The 23,482-nt window shown below is 71.8% G+C and carries 20 protein-coding genes and 1 tRNA gene; 7 read left to right on the top strand and 14 right to left on the bottom strand.

Going from position 1 to position 23,482, the window contains the following annotated elements:
• Positions 1-37 precede the first annotated feature (37 nt).
• Both ABTY20_RS01565 and ABTY20_RS01560 read right to left on the bottom strand, forming a co-directional pair.
• Positions 38-949: a chitosanase gene (locus ABTY20_RS01565; protein ID WP_351994986.1), complete on the bottom strand. Its 912-nt coding sequence runs from the start codon at positions 947-949 to the stop codon at positions 38-40.
• Positions 946-1,872: a rhomboid family intramembrane serine protease gene (locus ABTY20_RS01560; RefSeq protein ID WP_351994985.1), complete on the bottom strand. Its 927-nt coding sequence runs from the start codon at positions 1,870-1,872 to the stop codon at positions 946-948. Before ABTY20_RS01560 ends, ABTY20_RS01565 begins: the two co-directional genes overlap by 4 nt.
• 145 nt (positions 1,873-2,017) lie before the next feature.
• On the opposite strand from ABTY20_RS01560, the gene ABTY20_RS01555 reads away from it, so the two are divergent.
• Positions 2,018-2,743: a vWA domain-containing protein gene (locus ABTY20_RS01555; RefSeq protein ID WP_351994984.1), complete on the top strand. Its 726-nt coding sequence runs from the start codon at positions 2,018-2,020 to the stop codon at positions 2,741-2,743.
• Positions 2,744-2,875: 132 nt separating this feature from the next.
• Here the strand turns inward: ABTY20_RS01555 and ABTY20_RS01550 are convergent, their stop codons facing one another.
• The gene (locus ABTY20_RS01550) at positions 2,876-3,775 is read right to left on the bottom strand and encodes a hypothetical protein (RefSeq protein ID WP_351994983.1); all 900 of its coding nucleotides are present in this window, start codon (positions 3,773-3,775) and stop codon (positions 2,876-2,878) included.
• An 81-nt stretch (positions 3,776-3,856) separates the two neighbouring features.
• Between ABTY20_RS01550 and ABTY20_RS01545 the strand changes: the two genes are divergently transcribed.
• The 4 genes from ABTY20_RS01545 to ABTY20_RS01530 all read left to right on the top strand — a co-directional run bounded on the left by ABTY20_RS01545 (position 3,857) and on the right by ABTY20_RS01530 (position 8,837).
• Positions 3,857-4,234, top strand: a complete 378-nt coding sequence (locus ABTY20_RS01545; RefSeq protein ID WP_351994982.1) for a chorismate mutase — start codon at positions 3,857-3,859, stop codon at positions 4,232-4,234.
• Between the two features lie 95 nt (positions 4,235-4,329).
• Positions 4,330-4,674 carry a hypothetical protein gene (locus ABTY20_RS01540; protein ID WP_351994981.1) on the top strand — a complete coding sequence of 115 codons (345 nt, stop codon included), beginning with the start codon at positions 4,330-4,332 and terminating at the stop codon, positions 4,672-4,674.
• Between the two features lie 49 nt (positions 4,675-4,723).
• On the top strand, positions 4,724-7,318 hold the full coding sequence (gene pepN, locus ABTY20_RS01535) for an aminopeptidase N (RefSeq protein ID WP_351994980.1): 2,595 nt from the start codon (positions 4,724-4,726) through the stop codon (positions 7,316-7,318).
• A gap of 127 nt (positions 7,319-7,445) precedes the next feature.
• Positions 7,446-8,837, top strand: coding sequence for a lysine N(6)-hydroxylase/L-ornithine N(5)-oxygenase family protein (locus ABTY20_RS01530; protein WP_351994979.1), 1,392 nt, complete (start codon positions 7,446-7,448; stop codon positions 8,835-8,837).
• A 26-nt stretch (positions 8,838-8,863) separates the two neighbouring features.
• Here the strand turns inward: ABTY20_RS01530 and ABTY20_RS01525 are convergent, their stop codons facing one another.
• The gene (locus tag ABTY20_RS01525; protein WP_351994978.1) at positions 8,864-10,669 is read right to left on the bottom strand and encodes a bifunctional metallophosphatase/5'-nucleotidase; all 1,806 of its coding nucleotides are present in this window, start codon (positions 10,667-10,669) and stop codon (positions 8,864-8,866) included.
• A gap of 262 nt (positions 10,670-10,931) precedes the next feature.
• Here ABTY20_RS01525 and pyk point away from each other — a divergent pair, with 262 nt between their 5' ends.
• Complete coding sequence (gene pyk / locus ABTY20_RS01520; protein WP_351994977.1) at positions 10,932-12,368, top strand: pyruvate kinase; 1,437 nt, start codon at positions 10,932-10,934, stop codon at positions 12,366-12,368.
• A gap of 101 nt (positions 12,369-12,469) precedes the next feature.
• Here pyk and ABTY20_RS01515 read toward each other — a convergent pair.
• Positions 12,470-12,542, bottom strand: a tRNA-Leu gene (locus ABTY20_RS01515).
• Between the two features lie 105 nt (positions 12,543-12,647).
• Between ABTY20_RS01515 and ABTY20_RS01510 the strand changes: the two genes are divergently transcribed.
• Entirely contained in the window at positions 12,648-13,304 is a 657-nt protein-coding gene (locus ABTY20_RS01510; protein WP_351994976.1) for an ANTAR domain-containing response regulator, read from the top strand.
• 73 nt (positions 13,305-13,377) lie between these two features.
• Here ABTY20_RS01510 and ABTY20_RS01505 read toward each other — a convergent pair whose 3' ends face one another.
• The 9 genes from ABTY20_RS01505 to ABTY20_RS01465 form a co-directional block, all read right to left on the bottom strand.
• Complete coding sequence (locus tag ABTY20_RS01505; RefSeq protein ID WP_351994975.1) at positions 13,378-14,094, bottom strand: ABC transporter ATP-binding protein; 717 nt, start codon at positions 14,092-14,094, stop codon at positions 13,378-13,380.
• Entirely contained in the window at positions 14,091-15,014 is a 924-nt protein-coding gene (locus ABTY20_RS01500; protein ID WP_351994974.1) for an ABC transporter ATP-binding protein, read from the bottom strand. The genes ABTY20_RS01505 and ABTY20_RS01500 overlap by 4 nt, the downstream gene beginning before the upstream one ends.
• Before the next feature lie 5 nt (positions 15,015-15,019).
• Complete coding sequence (locus ABTY20_RS01495; RefSeq protein ID WP_351994973.1) at positions 15,020-16,846, bottom strand: branched-chain amino acid ABC transporter permease; 1,827 nt, start codon at positions 16,844-16,846, stop codon at positions 15,020-15,022.
• Between the two features lie 5 nt (positions 16,847-16,851).
• Positions 16,852-17,784, bottom strand: coding sequence for a branched-chain amino acid ABC transporter permease (locus ABTY20_RS01490; protein WP_351994972.1), 933 nt, complete (start codon positions 17,782-17,784; stop codon positions 16,852-16,854).
• A 113-nt stretch (positions 17,785-17,897) separates the two neighbouring features.
• Positions 17,898-19,139, bottom strand: coding sequence for a branched-chain amino acid ABC transporter substrate-binding protein (locus tag ABTY20_RS01485; RefSeq protein WP_351994971.1), 1,242 nt, complete (start codon positions 19,137-19,139; stop codon positions 17,898-17,900).
• 287 nt (positions 19,140-19,426) lie between these two features.
• Positions 19,427-20,029, bottom strand: a complete 603-nt coding sequence (locus ABTY20_RS01480; RefSeq protein WP_351994970.1) for a Tat pathway signal sequence domain protein — start codon at positions 20,027-20,029, stop codon at positions 19,427-19,429.
• Positions 20,026-20,445, bottom strand: a complete 420-nt coding sequence (locus ABTY20_RS01475) for a hypothetical protein (RefSeq protein WP_351994969.1) — start codon at positions 20,443-20,445, stop codon at positions 20,026-20,028. The genes ABTY20_RS01480 and ABTY20_RS01475 overlap by 4 nt, the downstream gene beginning before the upstream one ends.
• Positions 20,446-20,537: 92 nt before the next feature.
• Complete coding sequence (locus ABTY20_RS01470) at positions 20,538-21,026, bottom strand: PaaI family thioesterase (RefSeq protein ID WP_351994968.1); 489 nt, start codon at positions 21,024-21,026, stop codon at positions 20,538-20,540.
• Positions 21,027-21,077: 51 nt separating this feature from the next.
• A complete protein-coding gene (locus ABTY20_RS01465; protein ID WP_351994967.1) occupies positions 21,078-23,357 on the bottom strand; it encodes an FdhF/YdeP family oxidoreductase in 2,280 nt (759 codons plus the stop codon).
• Between the last annotated feature and the right edge of the window lie 125 nt (positions 23,358-23,482).

The following is a 23,482-nucleotide window of genomic DNA, read 5'->3' as shown; positions in this document are numbered from 1 at the left end:
TCCCCGACCGGACGACTGGGCAGGCGCCTCCGCGCGTTCAGGGGAGCCGGTAGGCGTCCCCGTACACCTCCCACGCCAGCGGGGTCTCCAGGTCCAGGTTCCCGGCCCGCAGGAACCGGCGCTGGGCCGTGTCGACGCGGGAGGCGTCGTGCTCCGGGGACCGGGTCAGCATGGCCTCGCGGCGGACGTCGAGGAAGGCGTCCAGGTACGCCTCCTCAGAACCGCCCGCGGCGGGCGTGTCCGCCTGCTCCAGCGCGCGCTCGCGCAGGGCGTAGAAGCCGTCCGCGTCGGTGTCGGGGCCGTGGAAGACCATCGCGTCGTAGTAGACGAACTGGCCCAGCGTGCCCAGGCCGTCCAGCTTGGCGAGCCGGACCGCCGGCTCGAAGTAGACGCGGTCGCGCTCCGCCTCCTGCGCCTCACGGAACGCCGGCACCTGCGCCTCCGCCTGCCAGGCGGCCGGGAAGCCGGGGTCCAGGCCCTCGTGGGAGTCCGAGCCGTCGACCTCGCGCAGGGCGGGCAGATAGGACGCCAGCCCGTTGTCCGGGTGCTCCTCGGTGTAGCGCTCGACCAGCGTGAGCAGGTCGTGGGTGCCGGTGCAGAAACCGATGATGCCCGCCGTGTACCCGCAGCCGTCGCCCTCGTCCTCGACGGCGGCGTAGGTGGTGCGCCAGTCGGTGGTCGCGTGTTCGGCGCTCGCCACCAGTTGCTGGGCCAGCTCCTTCTTCGCGGGGGCGGCCAGCCCCGCCGGCCGGCCGGCGACGACCGCGTCGTCCCTCTCCCGTTCCCGTTCCTGCTCGGCCCGGTCCTTGGCGTCCTCCCGGGCCGACCGGGGGGCCGTGGCCGCGGGCGCCGCCGACGGGGCGTCGGCCGAGTCCGTCGGCAGGACGAAGTACACCCCCGTGGCGATCACGGGAACGGCCGCGAGGAGCAGCACACCGGCACGTTTCACTGGGCGATACCTCCGCCTGTCAGTTCGGACACCTTGACCACCGCCGCCGCCGCCAGCACGGCCAGCAGCGCCACGCACGCCCCCACCTGCACCACCGTCCGCCACCCGTTCCTGGGGGCGTGGGCGAACGCCAGCGCCACCGCGCCGCCCGCCAGCAGCCCGCCGAGGTGCCCCTCCCAGGAGGTGACGAGGGCGGAGACCACCAGCCACAGCAGCAGCCCCGCCATGAACCGGTTGACCTGGGTCATGCCGGCCCCGATGCGGCGGGCCAGCACGTAGTACGCGGCCCCCACCCCGAAGATCGCGCCGGACGCGCCGACCACGGCGTCCCCGGGCGAGATCAGCAGCACCAGCACCGAACCGCCCAGCGCCGACAGCAGGTACAGCGCGAGGTAGTGCACCCGGCCCAGCATCGGCTCGACGAGCCGGCCCAGGTTCCACAGCGCCACCATGTTCATCACGATGTGCAGGAACCCGAAGGTGCCCTCGGTGGGCGGCAGGTGCAGGAACGCGCCGGTCAGCAGCCGGTACCACTCCCCGCCCGCCAGCCCCTCCGGGCTGAAGCCCCCGGGGTGGGGATCAACCCACAGGAAGTGCCCGCCGTCCGGTCCGAGCAGCCCCGCGCCCAGCATCGCGAACCGGTCCACGACCTCCGGCCGCGCCAGCTCCGCCGCGTACACCAGCACGTTGAGGGCGATCAGCGCGTACGTCACGACGGGCACCGCCGAGATCCGGCCGCCCACCAGGGTGCGCGCCTGCCGCACCGACCGCGCGCCCTCCTTCACGCACTCCGGGCACTGGTGGCCCACGGCCGCCTCGCGCATGCAGTCCGGGCAGATGTACCGCTCGCAGCGGGTGCAGCGGACGTGGCACTCCACCTTGGGGTGGCGGTAGCAGGTGGTGACGGCGGACTCGGGATCCACGGGGCCGGCTCCTCGGGGCGACGGGACGGAAGTGAGCCGGTGGGGACGGCGGCGAACAAAATAGCGAACGCCGGTGACGTGGGCGAACGCCGGGGTGACGTGCCGTACCCTCGGGGCCAGTTCCACGACCGGGAGGGGGAGCCGCATGGCCGCGATCGGTCTGCGCAAGATCGAGGAGACGGCGCCCGCGCTGGCCGGCCTCTACAAGACCGCCGGGGCCTCACTCGCCGAGCACGGTCTGGACGGGCTGCGCGCCGCGGTCTACCTGGTGGTCGACTACTCCGGCTCGATGAAGCCGTACTACGCGGACGGCAGCGTGCAGGCGCTCGCCGACCGGGTGCTGGGCCTGTCGGCCCACCTCGACGACGACGGCACCGTGCCGGTCGTCTTCTTCTCCACCGACGTCGACGCCGTCACCGACATCACCCTCGCCGACCACCGGGGCCGGATCGGGCGGATCGTGTCGGGCCTCGGCCACATGGGCAGGACCAGCTACCACCTGGCGATGGACGCGGTCATCGACCACTACCTGGACAGCGGCTCCACGGCCCCCGCCCTGGTGGTCTTCCAGACCGACGGCGGTCCCGTCAACAGGCTCGCCGCCGAGAAGTACCTCTGCAAGGCCGCCCGCCTCCCGTTGTTCTGGCAGTTCGTCGGCTTCGGCGACCCGAACAGCAGACAGTTCGACTACCTGCGCAGGCTCGACGGACTGGCGGTCCCGGCCAAACGGGTGATCGACAACGCGGGCTTCTTCCACGCGGGCGAGGACCCGCGCGGGGTCACGGACGCGGCCCTGTACGACCGCCTGGTGGGCGAGTTCCCGAAGTGGCTCGCGGCGGCCCGCTCCCAGGGAATCGTCCGCGAGCCGTAGCGCCCGACGGGGGCGCGGGACCGTACCGGCGTGCGGCTCCGTCGCACGGGCGCGGCCGGCCCCCGCGCACCCGCACCAGGAGAACCGGGCCCGGCGCCGCTCACCGGAGCCGGCCCGATCCGGACGACACCCCTAGGTGTCGCACTCCAGCACCGTCCGGCACAGCCCGCACCGCGCGCGCACGCGCCCCCGCACCGGCACGCGGATCCGCTGGTGACACGTGGGGCAGGGAAAGGAGACCCGCAGGGACTCCGGGCCGTCCGCCGTGAAGCGGTAGGGCACGTCCCGCCGCGCCCCCGCCGGAACGGGGTGGCCCTCCGCACGGCGGCGGTCCCGCGCGTACCGCCGCCGGCCGGCCCACCCGGCGGCGGTGAGCGGCGGCTGCTGCCCGTCCCGGCGCGCCAACGCCATCCCCTCCGCGTACGCCGTGTACGCCTGGGCGCTGGTGAACCACACCGAGGGGTCCTCCCCGAACACCAGCGACCGCTTCGCCAGCACGTACCCGAACTCCTCCGGCGTGAGGTACCCCAGCTTCTGCGACGACGCCCCGTCCTGACGGAACGCGTCCAGCAGCAGCCACCCCGCACCCAGGTACGTCGCCGTCGTGTCGGTCAGGATCTCGTTCTCCCGCGTTCCCGGGAACGACAGGTCCAGCCGGTGCAGGTAGACGTGCGCCACCTCGTGCGCCAGCGCCGCCCCGATGTCCCGCCGGTGCGTGCGGAACCGGTCGTTCAGCTCGACGAAGTACTCCGGTCCGGCCGTCAGTTCCACGTGCGCCGCATGCGTCATCTCCCGGAACCCGACGATCAGCCGCGCGTCCGGCAGCCGGTAGTGCCGCACCAGCTCGCGGGCCACCCGCTGCGCCCCCAGATGGAGGTCGTCGGTGTCGCAGAACGCCACATCGGCCGGCGCCACGCTCACCGGGAACGTACGGACCGTGACGTACGACAGACGCCGGTACAGCGCGGTGACGGCCGCCCGCACCGTCTCCAGATGCGGATAACCGTGTTCGACCGGTCCGTCGTTCACCACGCCACACCCCCGGACGCCCTGGACCCGTTCCCACTCTACGGGCCCGCCCCGCCGCCCGCCCGCCCCGTAAGGTGACCCACCATGACCACCAGCAACTCCACCACCGGTGACGCCGACCGCGCCGTCCGCGAGGAGCTCGCCCGGCTGCGCGACAGCATCGACAACATCGACGCGGCCGTCGTCCACATGCTCGCCGAACGCTTCAAGTGCACCCAGCAGGTCGGCCGCCTCAAGGCCGCGCACCAGCTGCCGCCCGCCGACCCGGGCCGGGAGGCCCGCCAGATCACCCGGCTGCGCGCCCTCGCCGAGGACGCCAAACTCGACCCGGCCTTCGCGGAGAAGTTCCTGAACTTCATCATCGCGGAGGTGATCCGCCACCACGAGCGCATCGCCGAGGACGCCCTGGGCGACCCCACGCCCTCGGCGGACCGCGCCGCCGCCTCCGCCCGCGGGGAGTGACACGGGCGTCCGCGCGGAGCACGCCGCGCTGTGCACTCCCGGCCGGCCCGCCGCTGCTCGGCGTCCGGCCGCCCGGCACCGGCGGACCGGGCGTCGTGCGCTCCGTGCGGCGCCCGGAACGGACCCGGCTCGTCCCCGTCGTCCTGCCCACCGGCTTCGCCCGCGACCCGCGGCCCGGCGCCGCCGCGTACGTCCTCGGCGCAGCCGGCCTCCGCACCCGGCCGGTGGACCCGTGGACGCCGCGCACCGAGGCCCGTCACCTCCACGACGCGCACCGGCGCAGGCCCGCCCCGGACCGCGGGGTCCGCGTCCTGCGCGCCCGGCTCGGGGAACGCACCGGCGTCCCCGCCCGTCCCGTCCCGCCCCACCCGCACGCGCACGTGCCGCCCGGCCGGCCCGCCGGGGCGCACACCGGGGAGCTCGAACGAGACCGGACATAGGGCGCGTACCCGATCCGCCCCTGTCCCCCCGGCGACCGGATCAGGCAGCATGGCCTGCATGTCCGTACTGACGCGCGACGAAGCGCAGAACCGAGCACAGCTCCTCGACGTCCACCGCTACACGATCGAACTGGATCTGACCACCGGTGACGAGACGTTCGACTCCCGCACCCTGATCAGGTTCAGCGCCCGCGCCGACGCGGACACCTTCGTCGAGCTCAAGCCCGCCGAGCTGCGCTCCGTCACCCTCGACGGGCAGCCCCTGGACACCGGCGCCCTCGACGACAACCGGCTGCCGCTGAAGAACCTCACCGCCGGCGCGCACGAACTGCGCGTCGACGCGCGCATGCGCTACTCCCGCACCGGCGAGGGCATGCACCGCTTCACCGACCCCACCGACGGCGAGACCTACGTCTACACCCAGCTGTTCCTCGACGACGTGCAGCGCGTCTTCGCCGCCTTCGACCAGCCCGACCTCAAGGCCGTCTTCGAACTGACCGTCACCGCCCCGCGGCACTGGACCGTCCTCGCCAACGGCATCGCCGAGCACACCGGCGAAGGCGTGTGGCGGGCCGCGCCCACCCCGCTGATCTCCACCTACCTCGTCGCCGTCGCCGCCGGCCCCTGGCACTCCGTGCGCACCGAGCACCGCGGTCTGCCCTTCGGCCTCCACTGCCGCCGCTCGCTCGCCCCGCACCTCGACGCCGACGCCGAGGAACTCCTCGACATCACCCGCGCCTGCTTCGACCGCTACCACGAGAAGTTCGAGGAGCCCTACCCCTTCGACTCCTACGACCAGGCCTTCGTCCCCGAGTTCAACGCGGGCGCCATGGAGAACCCCGGACTGGTCACCTTCCGCGACGAGTTCGTCTACCGCTCCGCCGTCACCGACGCCGAGCGCCAGACCCGCGCCATGGTCGTCGCCCACGAGATGGCCCACATGTGGTTCGGCGACCTCGTCACCCTCAGGTGGTGGGACGACATCTGGCTCAACGAGTCCTTCGCCGAGTACATGGGCTACCAGACCCTCACCGAGGCCACCCGCTTCGCCGACACCTGGACCGACTTCGGCGTCACCCGCAAGCCCTGGGGCTACGACGCCGACCAGCGGCCCTCCACGCACCCCGTCGCCCCCGAGAACGTCGAGGACACCGCCTCCGCCCTGCTCAACTTCGACGGCATCTCCTACGCCAAGGGCGCCTCCGCCCTGCGTCAGCTCGTCGCCTGGCTCGGCGAGAAGGACTTCCTCGCCGGCATCAACACCCACTTCCAGCGGCACCGGTTCGGCAACGCCGGCCTCGCCGACTTCCTCGACTCCCTCGCCGCCGCCACCGACCGCGACGTCCACGCCTGGGCCGACGCCTGGCTGCGCACCACCGGCGTCGACACCCTCGTCCCCCAACCGGGGAACGGCGACAACGCCCACTGGCACCTGGACATCGGGCACCGGGGCAGCCCCGGGGTCCGGTCCGCGCCCGGCCCCGACGAGGACCTCCACGGCCCGGAGCACGCCGGCAGGCCCCTGCCGGGGGGCGGCACGCGCCCTCACCGCATCGCCATCGGCGTCTACGACCACGACCTCCACGACGCCGGCCGGCTCACCCTGCGCGACCGCGTCGAGGTGGACGTCCCCGCCGGCGAGGACATCGGCGTCGCCACCGGCGGCACCCGCCCCGCCCTCGTCGTCCTCAACGACGGCGACCTCACCTACGCCAAGATCCGCTTCGACGCCGAGTCCCTGGAGACCCTGCGCGCCCGGCTGTCCGGCCTGCCCGACCCCCTCACCCGCGCGGTGGTGTGGAACGCGCTCAGGGACGCCGTCCGTGACGGCGACCTGCCGGCCGGCGACTTCCTGGACATCGCCCGCGCCCACCTCCCGCGCGAGACCGACCTCGCCCTCGTCCAGGGCGTCCTCGCCTTCGCCTGCGGCCACATCGCCGACCGCTACCTCACCCCCGACCGGCGGCCCGCCGCACTCGCCACCCTCACCGAGCTCTGCCGCGACCTCATCCGGCGCACCGAGGACGGCGACCACCCCGGCCTGCGCCTGATCGCCGTGCGGCACCGCATCGACACCGCCGCCCACCCCGACACCATCGCCGCCTGGCTCGCCGACGGCACCGTCCCCGGCGGCCCCGAACTCGACCCCGAACTGCGCTGGCGCGTCCTCGCCCGGCTCGCCGTGCTCGGCGCCACCGACGAGACCGCCATCGCCGCCGAACTCGAACGCGACCCCAGCGCCACCGGCCAGGAGGGCGCCGCCCGCTGCCGCGCCGCCCTGCCCGACGAGGACGCCAAGGCCCGCGCCTGGGACGCCATGTTCGGCTCCGACGACCGGACCGACCTGTCCAACTACCTGTTCACCGCCACCGCCCAGGGCTTCTGGCAGCCCGAACAGGCCGATCTGGTACGGCCCTACGTGTCCCGCTACTTCGAGGACGCCGTGGCCGTCGCCGCCCGCCGCGGCCCCGCCATCGCCGAGGCCGTCGGACGCTGGGCCTTCCCCGCCCACGCGGTCGACACCGAGACCCTGGAACTCGGCCGGAGGTGCCTGCGCGAGGCCGACCCGGTCCCCGCCCTGCGCCGCAAGCTCGTCGACCAGCTCGACGACCTCGCCCGCGCCCTGCGCGTCCAGCAGTCATAAACCGCCAGAACACCCCTCGAAAGAGGACTTACCCCCTTCGAGGGGTGTTCGCCGGTCTTCTCGGGCGTCGCCCGCCGCTCCCCGCCAAGCTGGTCCCTCCCGCGCACCGCGCCCCGGAGGACAGTCCATGAGCACCCCGCCCCGCGACCTCGTCGGCGTCGGCATCGGCCCCTTCAACCTCTCCCTCGCCGCCCTCGCCCACCCCCTGCCCGGCCTCCGCACCGCCTTCTACGACAGCTCCCCCCACTTCACCTGGCACCCCGGCCTCCTCCTCGACGACGCCACCGTCCAGGTCCCCTTCCTCGCCGACCTCGTCACCCTGGCGGACCCCACCAGCCCCTGGAGCTTCCTGAACCACCTCCGGGCCCGCGAACGCCTCTACCCCTTCTACTTCGCCGAGCGCTTCCACATCCGCCGCACCGAGTACGACGCCTACTGCCGCTGGGTCGCCGACCACCTCCCCGCGCTCCACTTCGGCCACCACGTCGACACCGTCCGCTGGAGACCCGAACACGCCGTGTTCGAAGTCGACCTCACCCGCCTCGACCCCGACGGCCGGGCCACCGCCGCAGGCCGTGTCCGGGCCCGCCACCTCGTCCTCGGCGTCGGCACCCGCCCCTGGGTCCCCGAGCCCCTGCGCACCCTCGCCGACGCACCCGGCGTCCCCGTCGTCCACTCCGACGACTACCTCACCCACCGCGACACCCTCCTCGCCGCCGGCCACATCACCGTCGTCGGCACCGGACAGTCCGGCGCGGAGATCTTCCTGGACCTGCTGCGCCGCCGGCCCGTGGGCCGGGAACGCCTCCACTGGATCGGCCGCACCGGGGCCTTCGCCCCCATGGAGTACTCCAAGCTCGGCCTGGAGCACTTCACCCCCGACCACACCCGCTACTTCCACGCCCTGCCCGAACCCGTCCGCGACCGGCTCGTCCCCGCCCAGTGGCAGCTCCACAAGGCGATCGACGCCGACACCCTCGCCGCCCTCCACGACGAGCTCTACCGGCGCACCCTCCACGGCGGCTGGCCCGACACCGTCCTCACCCCCGCGGTCCACGTCCGGGACGCCCGCCGCCTCGGCCCCACCCGCGTCGAACTCCACCTCGAACACACCGTGCAGCGCACCCGCACCCGCCTCACCACCGACGCCGTCGTCCTCGCCACCGGCCACCGCGGCCGCCCCCTCGACCGCCTCCTGGCCCCCCTCGACCCCCAGCTGCGCCGCGACCGGGCCGGCCGGCCCCGCGTCGACGCGCACTTCCGCCTCGACCTGGACCCCTCGGTCACCGGCAACGTGTACGTCCAGAACGCCGAACTCCACACCCACGGCGTCGGCGCCCCCGACCTCGGCCTCGCCGCCTGGCGCAGCGCCGTGATCCTCAACCACCTCACCGGCCGCCCGGCCTACCCCCAGCCCGCCCGCACCGCCTTCACCACCTTCGGCCTCCGTCCCGGGACGCCGCAGGTCCCGCCCGCCCGGCGAGCCGCACGGCTCACCCCACTGGCGGACGGGACCTGAAGATCACCCGAACGGCGGAAGGGCGGTCAGAACACCGGCACACCGTCCCGCGTCAGCCTCCAGTCCGCCGACGCGAAGTCCTCCGGGTCCAGCACACCCTTCGCCGTCACCCACTCCGCGATCCGCGTCCGGATCTCCGTCGACTCCGACCACAGCTCCTTCGCCGACGCCACGTGCGGGAACGCGCCGCCGCCGTTCGCCCGGTAGTTGTTCACCGCGAACACGAACCGGGCCGCGTCGTCCAGCGGGGCGCCGCCGTGGGCCAGGTTCCTGATGCGCGAACCCGCCGGCTGCGCGATGTCGATGTCGTAGGTGAGTCCCGACACGTAGTCGTAGTTGTAGTCCGGACGGCCGCCCGCGTTCGTCAGCTTCTCCACGTCCACCGCCGCACCGGCCGCCGTCCGCACGAAGTACTCCGCCGAGTACTCCAGGTACGCCCGCACCTGCGCGCCCGTCATCAGCTTCGCCACCAGCGTGTTGTCGTACACGTACAGACTCGACAGGTCCCGGATCGTCACCTCGCCCGCCGGGATCTCGGAGGTCCGCGAGAACGGCGACGCCTGCGACAGCACCGGCAGCGACGCGTACTCGGTGCCCGCGAGAGCCGCCCTGACCACGTCCTCCTGCACCTTGCCGATCAGGTCGATGATCGGCGCGTCCTTGTAGCGCGCCTCCGCCGTCGTGAGCGTCTCGGTCGCCGACCCCACCACCTGGTTGACGTACTCCACCACCCGCGCGTGCTCGTCCCGCAGCAACCGGGTGATCCTCGGGTCGTCCTGGACCGCCGCGGCGTCCCGCAGCGACGCCCTCACCGACTCCACCCGCCACCGGCCCCGCTCGAAGGCCAGCTCGAAGTCGAACAGCGTCAGCCGCTCCGCGTAGCACAGCGGCTCCGAGAGCACGACCTCCCTGCCGGTCTCCTCGTTGACCACCCGCAGCTCCGCGATCTCCTGGTGCGCGTGCCCCACCAGGATCGCGTCGATCCCCGGCACCTGCCGCGCCACGTTCGCCGCCGCGTTCTCCACGTACGGCAGCTGGTCACCGTACGAGGACGTGCCCGAGGACCCCGAGTGCGCCGACACCACCACCACGTCCGCGCCCATCGACCGCAGCTTCGGCACCCACTTCGCCGCCTGCTCCTCCAGACCCGGGAACGTCAGCTTCCCCTGCACGTACGCCTTGTCCCAGATCGCGATGCCGGGATTCGTCAGCCCCAGCACCGCCACCTTCACCGGCGGGGCGCCCTTCACGTGGAACTTCTTGACGAAGTAGGGCGGGAAGGCCGGCTTCAGCGTCCTCGCGTCCAGCGCGTTCGCGCCCAGCAGCGGGAAGTCGCACTGCTCCTCGAACTTCCGCAGCGTCTCGATGCCGTAGTTGAACTCGTGATTGCCGAGCGCCACCGCGTCGTACCCGACGGCGTTCATCGCCCGCGCCATCGGATGCACCGGACCGCCCTCGGCGGTGATCGGGTCCACCTTCGCGAAGTAGTACGTCAGCGGGGTGCCCTGGATGGTGTCGCCCGCGTCCAGCAGCAGCGTGTTGCGCCGGCCCTTCTCCTCGCGCACCTGGTCCACCAGCGTCGACACCCGCGCCAGGCCCTGCGCGTTGCCGGCCGCGTCCGTGTACTGCGCGTCCTTGAAGTAGTCCCAGTTGAAGACGTGACCGTGCAGGTCGGTGGTGCCCATCACGGTCAGCGCGTACCGCTTCACCGGCTTCCTCCCCCGTCCCGCCCCGGCCGCCTCGGCCGCGGGGACCGCCGCCGCGCCCGTCAGCGCCACCCCCGCCCCCGTCACGGCGGACCTCTTCAGAAACTTCCGGCGGTTCAACGGCATCTCAGGCTCTCCTCGGACAACAACGGAACAACGCGCGTAGATTCGCCCGATGATTCTGACCTGAACACGTCGACCCGGACCAGACCCCCCGGGTTGCGAAACGGTGTCCGGCGGCCGACGCCGTCCTCCGGTCACCCTTCGCACGCGCGTCCGGGTGACCGGGCGCATCCGTCGGCGCATGGCAACAAGCCTTCACCCGCCGGTCGTTGGGCCGTCACGCGCAACCCGGTCACTACCCGTGGGTAAGCCCTAGGCTCGACCCATGCGCCGAGCGAAAATCGTCTGCACACTGGGACCGGCCACCGACACGTACGACCGGATCAAAGCCCTGGTCGACGCCGGAATGGACGTGGCCCGTCTCAACCTCAGCCACGGCGAGCACGCCGAGCACGAGGAGCGTTACCGACGGGTGCGGAAAGCCGCCGACGAGACCGGCCGCAGCGTCGGCCTCCTCGCCGACCTCCAGGGCCCGAAGATCCGCCTCGGCCGCTTCACCGAAGGCCCCGTGCTCCTGGAGCGCGGGGACGGCTTCACCATCACCGTGGAAGAGGGCGTCGAGGGCGACCGCACCCTCTGCGGCACCACCTACGCCGGCCTCGCCGCCGACGTCACCGCCGGTGAACGCATCCTGGTCGACGACGGCAGGGTCACCCTCGAGGTCACCGCCGTCGACGGCCCCCGCATCCACACCACCGTCGTCGAGGGCGGCGTGGTCTCCGACCACAAGGGCCTCAACCTCCCCGGCGTCGCGGTCTCCGTCCCCGCCCTCTCCAAGAAGGACGAGGACGACCTGCGCTGGGCGCTGCGCACCGGCTTCGACGTCATCGCCCTCTCCTTCGTCCGCAGCGGACGCGACATCAAGGACGTCCACCGCATCATGGACGAGGAGGGGCGCCGCCTCCCCGTCATCGCCAAGATCGAGAAACCCCAGGCCGTCGAGAACATCGAGGACATCGTCGCCGCCTTCGACGGCATCATGGTCGCCCGCGGCGACCTCGGCGTCGAACTGCCCCTCGAGCAGGTGCCCATCGTCCAGAAGCGCGCCGTCAAACTCGCCAAGCGCAACGCCAAGCCGGTCATCGTCGCCACCCAGATGCTCGACTCGATGATCGACAACGCCCGTCCCACCCGCGCCGAGGCCTCCGACGTCGCCAACGCCGTCATCGACGGCACCGACGCCGTCATGCTCTCCGGCGAGACCAGTGTCGGCAAACACGCCGTCGAGACGGTCCGCACCATGGCCCGCATCGTGGAGGCCGCCGAGGAGGACATCCTCGCCAAGGGCCTCCCGCCCCTCACCGAACGCAACAAGCCCCGCACCCAGGGCGGCGCGGTCGCCCGTGCCGCGGCCGAGATGGGCGACTTCCTCGGCGCCCGCTTCCTGGTCGCCTTCACCCAGTCCGGCGACACCGCCCGCCGCCTCTCCCGCTACCGCAGCCCCATCCCCCTCCTCGCCTTCACCCCCGATCCGGCCACCCGCTCCCAGCTCAGCCTCACCTGGGGCGTGGAGACCTTCCTCGGCCCCCACGTCGACAGCACGGACGCCATGGTCGACCAGGTCGACGAACTCCTCCTGAAGTACGCCCGCTGCGAGAAGGGCGACACGGTCGTCATCACGGCCGGCTCCCCGCCCGGCGTCTCCGGCTCCACCAACCTGGTCCGGGTCCACCGCATCGGCGAGGACGACGAACCGAAGTGACGGGGCGCCGGGCGTGCGCGCAGCGGACGCGGAAAAGGCGGACGTTCACCGGAAAGGTGAACATCCGCCCTCAAATGGTGACCTTGGATGTCAAGGAAAAGTACCCCGGGTCGGATTCGAACCGACGCTGGATGGTGTTTGAGACCATTGCCTCTACCGCTGGGCTACCGGGGCGCCCTGTAAAACAAAGGTCGACGGTCACCCGCCGTGCCCCCACCTTATCGCAGCTGGGTACGCTCTTGTCAGCAGTACCGGCCTGCCCCGCACCAAGGAGCCCACGTGACCGCCCCCGAGTCGCCCCAGCCCGCAGACGCGCCCGCCGACGACAAGTCGCACGTGCCTCCGATGACGACCCGTGTCGTGATCGCCGAGGACGAGGCCCTGATCCGGCTCGACCTCAAGGAGATGCTGGAGGAGGAGGGTTACTCCGTCGTCGGTGAGGCCGGGGACGGGGAGCAGGCCGTGGAGCTGGCGCGGGAGCACCGGCCCGATCTGGTGATCCTCGACGTGAAGATGCCGAAGCTGGACGGTATCTCGGCGGCGGAGAAGATCGCCGAGGAGAGCATCGCCCCGGTGCTGATGCTGACCGCGTTCTCGCAGCGTGACCTGGTGGAGCGGGCGCGGGACGCGGGCGCGATGGCGTACCTGGTGAAGCCGTTCAGCAAGAGCGACGTGGTGCCGGCGATCGAGATGGCGGTGTCGCGGTTCACGGAGCTGAAGGAACTGGAGCGCGAGGTCGCGGACCTGAGCCAGCGGCTGGAGACGCGCAAGCTGGTGGACCGGGCGAAGTCGGTGCTGCAGACGCAGTACGGGCTGACCGAGCCGGCGGCGTTCCGGTGGATCCAGAAGACGTCGATGGACCGGCGGATGTCGATGCAGCAGGTGGCACAGGCGGTCATCGACGACGCCGAGGAGAAGAAGGCGTCGAAGGGCTGACCCTTCCCGGCGGACGTGCCGAGGCCCGCGCCCCCCGCACGGGGGGCGCGGGCCTCGGCCGTGTGCGGGTGTCTCAGTCCTCGCCGAGGTAGGCCTTGCGGACGGACTCGTCGTGGAGCAGGCTCCGGCCGCTGCCGGACAGGACGATGTTGCCGACCTCCATGACATGGCCGTGGTCGGCCAGGGAGAGGGCGGCCTGGGCGTTCTGCTCGACGAGCAGGATCGTGGTGCCCTGCGACTTCAGCTCGGCGATCGTCGCCATGATCTTCTGCATCATGATCGGTGAGAGGCCCATGGAGGGCTCGTCGAGCATGAGCAGCTTGGGCTGGGACATCAGGGCCCGGCCCATGGCGAGCATCTGCTGCTCACCGCCGGAGAGGGTGCCCGCGGCCTGCTTGCGGCGCTCCCCGAGGATCGGGAAGAGGTCGTAGGCGCGCTGGATGTCCTTCTCGATGCCCGGCCGGTCGCTGCGCAGGAAGGCGCCGAGGCGCAGGTTGTCCTCGATCGTCATGCGCGGGAAGATGTGCCGTCCCTCGGGGGAGTGCGCGAGCCCCAGCGAGACGATCTGGTGGGCGGGGACCTTCTTGAGCGACTTGCCGCCGAATTTGATCTGGCCGCCGACCGGCTTCAGCAGCCCCGACAGGGTGCGCAGCGTCGTGGTCTTGCCGGCGCCGTTGGTGCCGATGAGGGTGACCACCTCGCCGGCGTCGACCTTGAAGGAAATGCCCTTGACGGCCTCGATCTTGCCGTAGGCGACACGGAGGTCCTCGACCTCGAGCAGTGCGGTCATCGGTCGTTCTCCTTGCCGGCCGCGGTGTCCGTGGTGGTGTCGGCCTCGGCGGCCTGCGCCGCCTCGGCGGCCTCCACCTCGGCCGCCTCCGCGGCGCCGGGGTCGTTCTCCAGGGGTTCGCCGAGGTAGGCGGCGACGACGCGTTCGTCGCCCTGCACCGTGGCGCTGTCGCCCTCGACGAGCTTCTCGCCCTGGACGAGCACGGCGACGCGGTCACAGAGGTTGAAGATGAACCGCATGTCGTGCTCGATGACGAGGACGGCGATGCCCTTGTCGCGGATGGCGAAGACCAACTCCTCGGTGGCCCGCGTCTCCTGGGGGTTCATACCGGCCGTCGGCTCGTCCAGGAGCAGCAGCCCCGGCTCGCTGGCCAGCGCGCGGGCGATCTCCAGCTTGCGCTGCTCGCCGTAGGGCAGGTTGCGCGCGAGGTGGTCGGCCTTGTGCGCGAGGCCCACGAACTCCAGCAGCTCCGTGGCGCGTTCGCGGGAGGCGGCCTCCGCACGGTGGAAGCCGGGCCCGCGCAGCACGGCGGACCAGAAACCCTCCTTGGTCCGCGTGTGCCGGCCGACGAGCACGTTCTCCAGGACCGTCATGTTGCCGAACAGCCGGATGTTCTGGAAGGTGCGGGCGATGCCGGCGGCGGTCACCTTGAAGGACTTGGCCGGCAGGACCCGGTCCTTGTAGCGGACCTCGCCCTCGGTCGGCACGTAGAGACCGGTCAGGCAGTTGAAGAAGGTCGTCTTGCCGGCGCCGTTGGGGCCGATCAGACCGACGATCTCACCGCTGTTGACGGTCAGGTCGACGCCGTTCACGGCGGTCAGTCCGCCGAAGCGCATCGTGACACCGCGCGCGTCGAGGAGGGGGGTGCCGGGGGCCGGGGCGCCCGGTGCGGTGTCCTTGGTGGTGGTGTCGGTGGTCATGGTGGTCAGGCCCCTGTCTTGCTCAGGACTGCGGGCGCTTCGGCCTCTTCGTGGAACTCCAGCTGGCGGCGCCGGTTGGCGATGAGGCCCTCCGGGCGGAAGCGCATCAGCAGGACGAGCGCGAGCCCGAAGGCGAGGAGCTGGTAGTCGTCGAGGAACTGGAGCTTGTTGGGGATCAGGAACAGCAGCGCCGCACCGATGAGCGGGCCGGCGATGGTGCCCATGCCGCCGAGCACGACCGCGGCGAGCAGGAAGGCCGAGTTGGGCGGCGTGGTGCCGGCGAAGAGGTACTGCTCGGGGGTGACGGTGTAGGTGACGTGCGCCTGGACGGTGCCGGCGAGTCCGGCCAGCGAGGCGCCGACGGCGAACGCGATGAGCTTGACGCGGAAGCCGTTGATGCCCATGGCGAGCGCGGCGGTCTCGTCCTCGCGGATGGCGACCCAGGCGCGGCCGATGCGGGAGTCGCCGCTGCGCCGGAAGACGAGGACGACGACGGCGGTGATGATGAGCATCAGCAGGAAGTAGTTGGCGAACCGGCCGAGGGTGAAGCCGCCGAGGTCGTGCGAGATCCCGAGGTCGAAGCCGAGGATCTTGAGGTCGGGGATGGACGAGATGCCGTTGGAGCCGTTGGTGACGTCCGGTCCCGAGGTGCCGTCCAGGTTGTTGACGGTGATCCGGAAGATCTCACCGAAGCCGAGCGTCACGATGGCGAGGTAGTCGCCGCGCAGCCGCAGCGTGGGCGCGCCGATCAGGACGCCGAACACCAGGGAGGCGACCGCACCGACCAGGACGGCGGCCCAGAAGGGCAGGTGCAGGTCGAAGGGCGAGCTGGGGGATCCGGAGACCATGGAGGCGGCGTAGGCGCCGACGCCGAGGAAGGCCACGTAGCCCAGGTCGAGCAGGCCGGCGAGGCCGACGACGATGTTCAGGCCGAGCGCGACCGTGGCGAAGATCAGGATGTAGACGCCGAGGGTGGCGTACTGGTCGTCGGACTGTGTGAAGGGGAAGCAGGCCGCCGCGATGAAGGCGCCGCAGATGGTGATGTTCTGGTGCCGTGCGGTGATCTCGGTGGCGTGGCCGATCAGCCCGGACCGGTGAAGGGCGGCGAAGCCGAAGCCGGCGACGATCAGGAAGCCGATGAACAGTTCGTCGTACTCGGTGCCGATGCCGTAGGTGAAGACGAGCAGGGCCAGGGCGAGGATCGCGACGATGACGAGGATCTCGACGTAGGAGGGCAGCGCGCGTACGGGCCGGGCCTCCTTGGGGGCGAAGGCCGCCCGGACGGTCTGCCAGTTCTGCGCGGCGGAGTGCTTGAACCGGTCCCAGCCGGCGTCGTCGGGGTCGAAGGGGTCGGGCTCGGGGCGCTCGAAGGGCAGGGCGAGGGCGCCCAGGAACGCGACGAGGGTGACGACCGCGGCGAGGTAACCGCCGGGTTCGAGGTTGACGACCCCGCCGAGCTGGACGCTGATCGCGACGACCGTGTACCAGGTGGTGGCGAAGGCGGCGAGCGCGGCGAACTTGAGCGCCGCGTCGGCGCCGGCCGGCGCGAGCCAGCCGAGCCCCCTGACGCCGTACGAGGCGAGGCCGAACAGGGCGGTGAGGGCGCCGGCGATCAGCACCAGGACCTGCAGGCCGCCGGGGTAGCCGTAGACGGTGAGGTCGCCGGGGAACTCGGCGGTCCAGGTCCAGGCGAGGAACGTGGAGACGACGGTGAGGCCGCCGCCGCCGGTGGCGAGGGCGCGGCCCAGCCGCGGGGGGATGCCGATGAGGCCCGAGGCGTCGCCCGCGGCGGGGGCGCCGGTGTTCTTCGGCGCGGTGGTCTGTGTGGTCATCGGTGTCACGCCCTGTCCGCAACGCGTTCGCCGAGCAGGCCCTGCGGCCTGAACAGCAGCACGAGGATGAGGAGGATGAAGGCCCAGACGTCCGCCCAGGACTGGCTGCCGAACTTGTCCAGGCCGGGGATGTCGGCGATGTAGGCGGTGGCCAGGGTCTCGGCGACGCCGAGGACGACACCGCCGATCATGGCGCCGTAGATGTTGCCGATGCCGCCGAGGACCGCCGCGGTGAAGGCCTTGAGACCGAGGATGAAGCCCATCTTGAACTCGATCTGGCCGTACTTGAGGCCGTAGGCGACGCCTCCGACGGCGGCGAAGACGGCGCCGAGGGCGAAGGCGATCACGATGATGCGGTCCGTGTTGACGCCCATCAGCTTGGCGGTGTCCGGGTCCTGGGCGGTGGCCTGCATGCCGCGCCCGGTGCGGGTGCGCATCACGAAGTAGCCGAGCAGGGCCATGCTGACGGGGGCCGCGATCAGCAGGAAGATGTCACCGGTCTGGATGGTGACGCCGCCGATGTGGAAGGGGCCGCCGTCGATCTGCGGGAAGGGGCGCGCGGACTTGGCGTCCGGGTACCAGGCCCACACCGCCTGCTGGAGGGCGAGGGAGAGGCCGATGGCGGTGATGAGGGGCGCGAGTCGGGGCGCGCCGCGCAGGGGGCGGTAGGCGAACCGTTCCGCCCCGATGGCGACGACGACGGCGACGATCACCGCGCCGAGCAGCATCAGGGGCAGGGCGATCAGCATGGAGGTGCCGTCGGGCAGGATGTACATGTAGACCGTGAGCGCACCGAAGGCGCCGGTCATGAAGATCTCGCCGTGGGCGAAGTTGATGAGCTGGACGATGCCGTAGACCATGGTGTAGCCAATGGCGACGAGCCCGTACATGGATCCCAGTAGCAGGCCGTTGACCAGCTGCTGCGGCAGTTCGTTCACCGCATGTCCTCCGAGACTTTCGGATGTTCGACGGATATGGCCGGATGCGAGTCCGCGCGGGGCGCCTGTGGAACAGCGCCCCGCGCGGCTCGTGGGCTGTGGTGCGGGGTCGGTCAGCCGGTGTAGGTACCGGACTTGACGTCCTTGAAGGCTCCGTTCTCGACGGAGTAGACGGTGAGCTGCTTGTTGGTCGCGTCACCGAACTCGTCGAAGGAGACCTTGCCGGTCACACCGTCGAAGGAGACGTTCTGCATGGCCTCGGTGACCTTGGCGCGGGCGTCGTCGGGAAGCTTCCCGCCGTTGTCCTCGACGACCTTCTTGACGGCCTCGATGATCGCCCAGGCGGAGTCGTAGGAGTAGCCGCCGTAGGCCGCGTAGTCCTCCTTGTAGCCGGCCGCCTTGTAGTCGGCCACGAACTTCTTGGCCGACGGGAGTTCCTCGACGGGCGCGCCGACGGAGGTGGCGAGGTCGCCGTCGGCGGCGGAGCCGGCCAGTTCGAGGAAGGTGTCGTCCTTGATGCCGTCGCCGCCGACCAGCGGGATCTTGGCGCCGGCCTCCTTGATCTGCTTGCTCAGCGGGCCGGCCTGCGGGTATTCACCGCCGTAGTAGACGACGTCGGCGCCGGAGTTCTTCACCTTGGTGGCGACCGAGGAGAAGTCCTTGGTGTCCGGGTTGATGTGCTCGGTGCCGACGACCTTGCCGCCGAGCTTCTTGAACTCCTCGGTGAAGGTGGCGGCGAGACCCGCGCCGTAGGTCTTCTTGTCGTCGATGACGAAGACCTTCTTCTTCTTGGCGTCGTTGTAGACGTACTGCGCGGCGAACGGGCCCTGGATGGCGTCCGTGGTCGCGGTGCGGAAGTACGACTTGTACTGGCGGACCTTCTTGGTGCGCCAGTCCGGGCCCTGGGTGAGGGAGGGGCCGGTGTTGGCCGGGGAGACCTCGACCAGCTTGGCGGTCTCGAAGACCCTCTGCATGGACTCGCCGACCGACGAGTTCAGCGGGCCGACGACGCCGAGGACGTCCTTGTTGGCGACGAAGCTGCTGGCGTTCTGCTGGCCGACGGAGGGCTGGCCCTGGTCGTCGAGCGCCTCGACCTTGAAGGTGACGCCCTCGACGGTCTTGTTCTTGTTGGCGGTCTTGGCCGCGAGGTCCGCCGAGTTCTTGATGCCGAGGCCGAGCGCGGACAGGTCGCCGGTCAGCGGGGCGTCGACGCCGATGACGACGGTGGTGCCACCACCACCGCCGCCGTTGCCGGAGTCGGAGCCGCCGTCGTCGTCACGCGAGCCGCAGGCGGTGAGGGTGAGCGCTCCCGCCGCCAGAGCGGCGGTGATGGCGATGAGCGAACGTTGACGCACGATCAGTCCTTTCCCTGGCACGGCCGCATCCCCGTGGAGGCGGTCGAGTCGAGCGCGGGGCCGAAGTGACAATCCGACTGCGCGGTGACTGGCCGTGACTCTAAGCGTGTGTAGGGAAGGTGGAGGAGGGTCTGACTCAGGCTGTGACTCTCTTGTTATGACATCGGGTAATGCAGAGCGGTACTGGCTGGGAAGAAGGGCTGAATTCAGGCCGATTCGCCCTGTCCGCATGGTGAGAACCCGCAGGACCGACGGGCTGTGTTCAGGTGTCTGGGGTGTTTTGGTGATTACCTGGAATCGTTGCCGCAGGCGACTTCGAGGGCCCGGGAGAGGTCCTGTGCATAGCGCTTCCCCAGGATGAAACTGTGGGCTTCTATTGCGCGCGCATTACGCAGTGTTACGTCCAGGAAAGGGAGGCCGGGATTCCGGGGTGCTTTTTCACATTCCGTCACCCGGAGCGTGACAACGATCTTGCGGGTGGAATGCGATTTCGTCCGGAAAGGTGCCGCGGGGGAGGAGGTCACCGACAGGCCGTCGTAGGGCTGGGTCAGCCGTGTCACGGTGACGGGCGGTCCCGACCGCACGCTCAGCAGCACCGTGAAGCCGAAGCCGTCGTCCGGGGTCCCCGGGGAGCCGGCCGCGGGGGCCAGGTAGACGAGGTCGACCGCCTGGGACGGGTGGGGCGGCGGGGGAGCAGGGCGCGGCTGCGGACGGCTCGCGTACAGGTAGCCGCCGCCCGTCAGCACGACGAGGGCGGCGACGGACGCGAGGACGGCCTGGCGGTGGCGGTGGCGGTCGTGGCGCGGGGCGGGCCGTCCGCGCGGCCGGGACCGCGGGACGTCCCGGGCGCGGGTCTCCTCGCCCGGCTCGACGGGCCCGATGCCGCTCACGAGTGCCACGGGCCGTGACGCGGACCGCCGTCGCGGTACCTCTCGGCGCACGCCTGCCGCACCCGGCGGTCGACCGACTCCCCGGCGGCCCGGGCGCCGTGCTCCCGCTCCGTGGCCCGTGCCGCCTCCACGACCTCCCGCAGGATGTCGTACTGCCGGTTGGACAGCCCCATCGACTGGTAGTCGCCGTACGGCTCGCGGCCGTCCAGCATCGCGCGCGCCCAGTACCCGACGGCGCTCGCGCACGACTCCGCGCCGGACACGGCCCGGGGGGACGGGGACGACGGGGGCGCGCTGTGCGCGGCACCGGCGGAACCGCCCGCTCCGTCACCGGGGCCGCCGCAGCCGGCCGCCGTGACGGCGATCAGCAGCGCCAGCGCCGCCCCTCCCGGCCAGTGGGCCTTCTGCCGTCCCATGGCCCGACGGTAGAGCGGCGGACGGACGGGAGCAATGCCCCGGGGCGGGGTCCCCCTGGGGCGGGCCCGCCGCGTCCGCCGCGGCCCGGCGGTCAGCCCGCAGCGCCCGCCCGCACCCCGTCGCCCGGGTTCACGTCCCGCAGCAGGCAGGTCAGCCGCGCGGTGCACACCCGCTTGTCCGCCTCGTCGGTGATGACGACCTCGTACGTCGCCGTGGACCGCCCCCGGTGCACGGGGGTGGCGACCCCGGTGACCAGGCCGGAGCGGACGCCGCGGTGGTGCGTGCAGTTGAGGTCGACCCCGACGGCGATCTTCGAGCTGCCGCCGTGCAGCATCGACCCCACCGACCCCAGCGTCTCCGCCAGCACGGCCGAGGCGCCGCCGTGCAGCAGCCCGTACGGCTGGGTGTTGCCCTCCACCGGCATCGTGCCGACGACCCGCTCCGCCGACGCCTCCAGGATCTGCACGCCCATCCGCGTGCCCAGGTGGCCCGCCGAGAACAACGCGGGCAGGTCCACGCCGAGCGCGGCGTACTCGTCGACGACCTCCTGCGGGAACGTCACCTGCTGCTGCTCTCCCATGGGCCCGGCTCCTTCGTCGTGCGTCGGTACGGTTCTCGGCTGAGCGAACGCTCAGTCGGCCGCCGATTGTTCCAGACGCACCACCACGGACTTGCTGGCCGGGGTGTTGCTGGTGTCCGCGGTGGCGTCCAGCGGCACCAGCACGTTGGTCTCCGGGTAGTACGCCGCCGCACACCCGCGCGCCGTCGGGTAGTGCACGACGCGGAAGCCCGGCGCCCTGCGCTCCACGCCGTCCCTCCACTCGCCGACCAGATCGACGTAGGAGCCGTCCGCGAGCCGCAGCTCCCGCGCGTCCTGCGGGTTGACCAGCACCACGCGCCGGCCGTTCCTGATGCCCCGGTAGCGGTCGTCGAGGCCGTAGACCGTGGTGTTGTACTGGTCGTGCGAGCGCAGCGTCTGCAGCAGCAGCCGGCCCTCCGGCAGCTCGGGGTACTCCACCGGCGCGGCGGTGAAGTTGGCCCTGCCGGTGGCGGTGGGGAAGCGGCGCTCGTCGCGCGGGGCGTGCGGGAGCGCGAAGCCCCCGGGGCGGGCCACGCGCGCGTTGAAGTCCTCGAAGCCGGGGACCACCCGCGCGATGCGGTCGCGGATCGCCCCGTAGTCCCTCTCGAACTCCTCCCACGGCACCGTGTCGTCCTCGCCGAGGACGCGACGGGCCAGCCGGCACACGATGGCCGGCTCCGACAGCAGGTGGGGGCTGGCCGGCTCGAGGCGTCCGCGCGAGGCGTGCACCATGCCCATGGAGTCCTCGACCGTCACGAACTGCTCGCCGCCGTCCTGCAGATCGCGCTCGGTGCGGCCGAGCGTCGGCAGGATCAGGGCGCGCGCGCCCGTGACGGCGTGCGAGCGGTTCAGCTTGGTCGACACGTGCACCGTCAGCCGGGCCCGGCGCATCGCGGCCTCGGTGACCTCCGTGTCGGGGGAGGCGGAGACGAAGTTGCCCCCCATGGCGAAGAAGACCTTCGCCCTCCCGTCGCGCAGGGCCCGGATGGCCCGTACGACGTCGTAGCCGTGCTCGCGCGGCGGGGCGAAGCCGAACTCCTTCCCCAGGGCGTCCAGGAAGGCCGGCGCCGGCCGCTCGAAGATGCCCATGGTGCGGTCGCCCTGCACGTTGGAGTGACCGCGCACCGGGCACACACCCGCCCCCGGGCGGCCGATGTTGCCGCGCAGCAGCAGGAAGTTGACGACCTCACGGATCATGGCCACGGAGTGCTTGTGCTGCGTGAGCCCCATCGCCCAGCACACGATGATGCGCTTCGACTCCAGGACCATCCGCAGGCACCGCTCGATGTCCTCCCGCGTGAGACCGGTCGCGGCGAGCGTCCCGTCCCAGTCGGCGGCGCGCGCGGCCTCGGCGAACTCCTCGTAACCGTGCGTGTGCTCGCGCACGAACTCCTCGTCGACCGCGCCCGGGGTGTCGAGGATCAGCTTGTTGAGGAGGCGGAACAGGGCCTGGTCGCCGCCGATGCGGATCTGCAGGAACAGATCGGTCAGGGCGGTGCCGGTGGTGAGTCCCTTGACGGTCTGCGGGTTCCTGAAGCGCTCCAGGCCCGCCTCGGGCAGCGGGTTGACGCTGATGATCCGCGCGCCGTTCGCCTTGGCCTTCTCCAGGGCGGACAGCATGCGCGGGTGGTTGGTGCCGGGGTTCTGGCCGGCGACGACGATCAGGTCGGCCCGGTACAGGTCCTCCAGCAGGACGCTGCCCTTGCCCACGCCGATCGTCTCCGACAGGGCCGAGCCGGAGGACTCGTGGCACAGGTTGGAGCAGTCGGGCAGGTTGTTGGTGCCGAGCCGGCGGGCGAACAGCTGGTACAGGAAGGCGGCCTCGTTGCCGGTGCGCCCGGAGGTGTAGAAGACGGCCTCGTCCGGGGAGCCGAGGGCGGCGATCTCCTCGGCGACGATGTCGAAGGCCCGCTCCCAGGTGACCGGTTCGTAGTGCGCGCCGCCCTCGGGGAGGTACACGGGGTGCGTCAGCCGTCCCTGCTGCCCCAGCCAGTAGCCGCTGCGGCCGGACAGGTCGGCGACGGAGTGCGCGGCGAAGAACTCCGGGGTGACCCGGCGCAGGGTGGCCTCCTCGGCCACGGCCTTCGCCCCGTTCTCGCAGAACTCCGCCCTGTGCCGGTGCTCCGGCTCCGGCCAGGCGCAGCCCGGGCAGTCGAAGCCGTCCTTCTGGTTCACGCCGAGCAGCGTCAGCGCCGTCCGCTTCACCCCCATCTGCTGCCGGGCCGTGCGCAGGGTGTGCCCGACCGCCGGCAGTCCCGCGGCCGAGCGCTTCGGCCCGGCGACCCGCGGCGCGTCCTGGACCGGATCCCCCTGGGGCGGCTTCGTCGCCATCGCGCACTCCTGTTCCGCATACACGTATGAGGTGGGTCTCCGATCCTGCCACGTCCGTCCGGCCCGTCCGGCGGACGAGGACGGGACCCGTTCGGGGCCGAAGGGAGCCCGGGGCGCGGCCCCCC

Source organism: Streptomyces sp. NPDC126497 (assembly GCF_040302425.1).
Classification (GTDB): domain Bacteria; phylum Actinomycetota; class Actinomycetes; order Streptomycetales; family Streptomycetaceae; genus Streptomyces.
This window is presented reverse-complemented; position numbering and strand designations above follow the sequence as displayed.

Bases quoted from the DNA above. Each gene is read 5' to 3' on its own strand.
- ABTY20_RS01555 (WP_351994984.1), top strand. From the start codon at position 2,018: ATGGCCGCGATCGGTCTGCGCAAGATCGAGGAGACGGCGCCCGCGCTG.
- ABTY20_RS01545 (WP_351994982.1), top strand. From the start codon at position 3,857: ATGACCACCAGCAACTCCACCACCGGTGACGCCGACCGCGCCGTCCGC.
- pepN (WP_351994980.1), top strand. From the start codon at position 4,724: ATGGCCTGCATGTCCGTACTGACGCGCGACGAAGCGCAGAACCGAGCA.
- ABTY20_RS01530 (WP_351994979.1), top strand. From the start codon at position 7,446: ATGAGCACCCCGCCCCGCGACCTCGTCGGCGTCGGCATCGGCCCCTTC.
- ABTY20_RS01505 (WP_351994975.1), bottom strand. From the start codon at position 14,094: ATGACCGCACTGCTCGAGGTCGAGGACCTCCGTGTCGCCTACGGCAAG.
- ABTY20_RS01525 (WP_351994978.1), bottom strand. From the start codon at position 10,669: ATGCCGTTGAACCGCCGGAAGTTTCTGAAGAGGTCCGCCGTGACGGGG.
- ABTY20_RS01470 (WP_351994968.1), bottom strand. From the start codon at position 21,026: ATGGGAGAGCAGCAGCAGGTGACGTTCCCGCAGGAGGTCGTCGACGAG.
- pyk (WP_351994977.1), top strand. From the start codon at position 10,932: ATGCGCCGAGCGAAAATCGTCTGCACACTGGGACCGGCCACCGACACG.
- ABTY20_RS01495 (WP_351994973.1), bottom strand. From the start codon at position 16,846: ATGACCACACAGACCACCGCGCCGAAGAACACCGGCGCCCCCGCCGCG.
- ABTY20_RS01500 (WP_351994974.1), bottom strand. From the start codon at position 15,014: ATGACCACCGACACCACCACCAAGGACACCGCACCGGGCGCCCCGGCC.
- ABTY20_RS01465 (WP_351994967.1), bottom strand. From the start codon at position 23,357: ATGGCGACGAAGCCGCCCCAGGGGGATCCGGTCCAGGACGCGCCGCGG.
- ABTY20_RS01475 (WP_351994969.1), bottom strand. From the start codon at position 20,445: ATGGGACGGCAGAAGGCCCACTGGCCGGGAGGGGCGGCGCTGGCGCTG.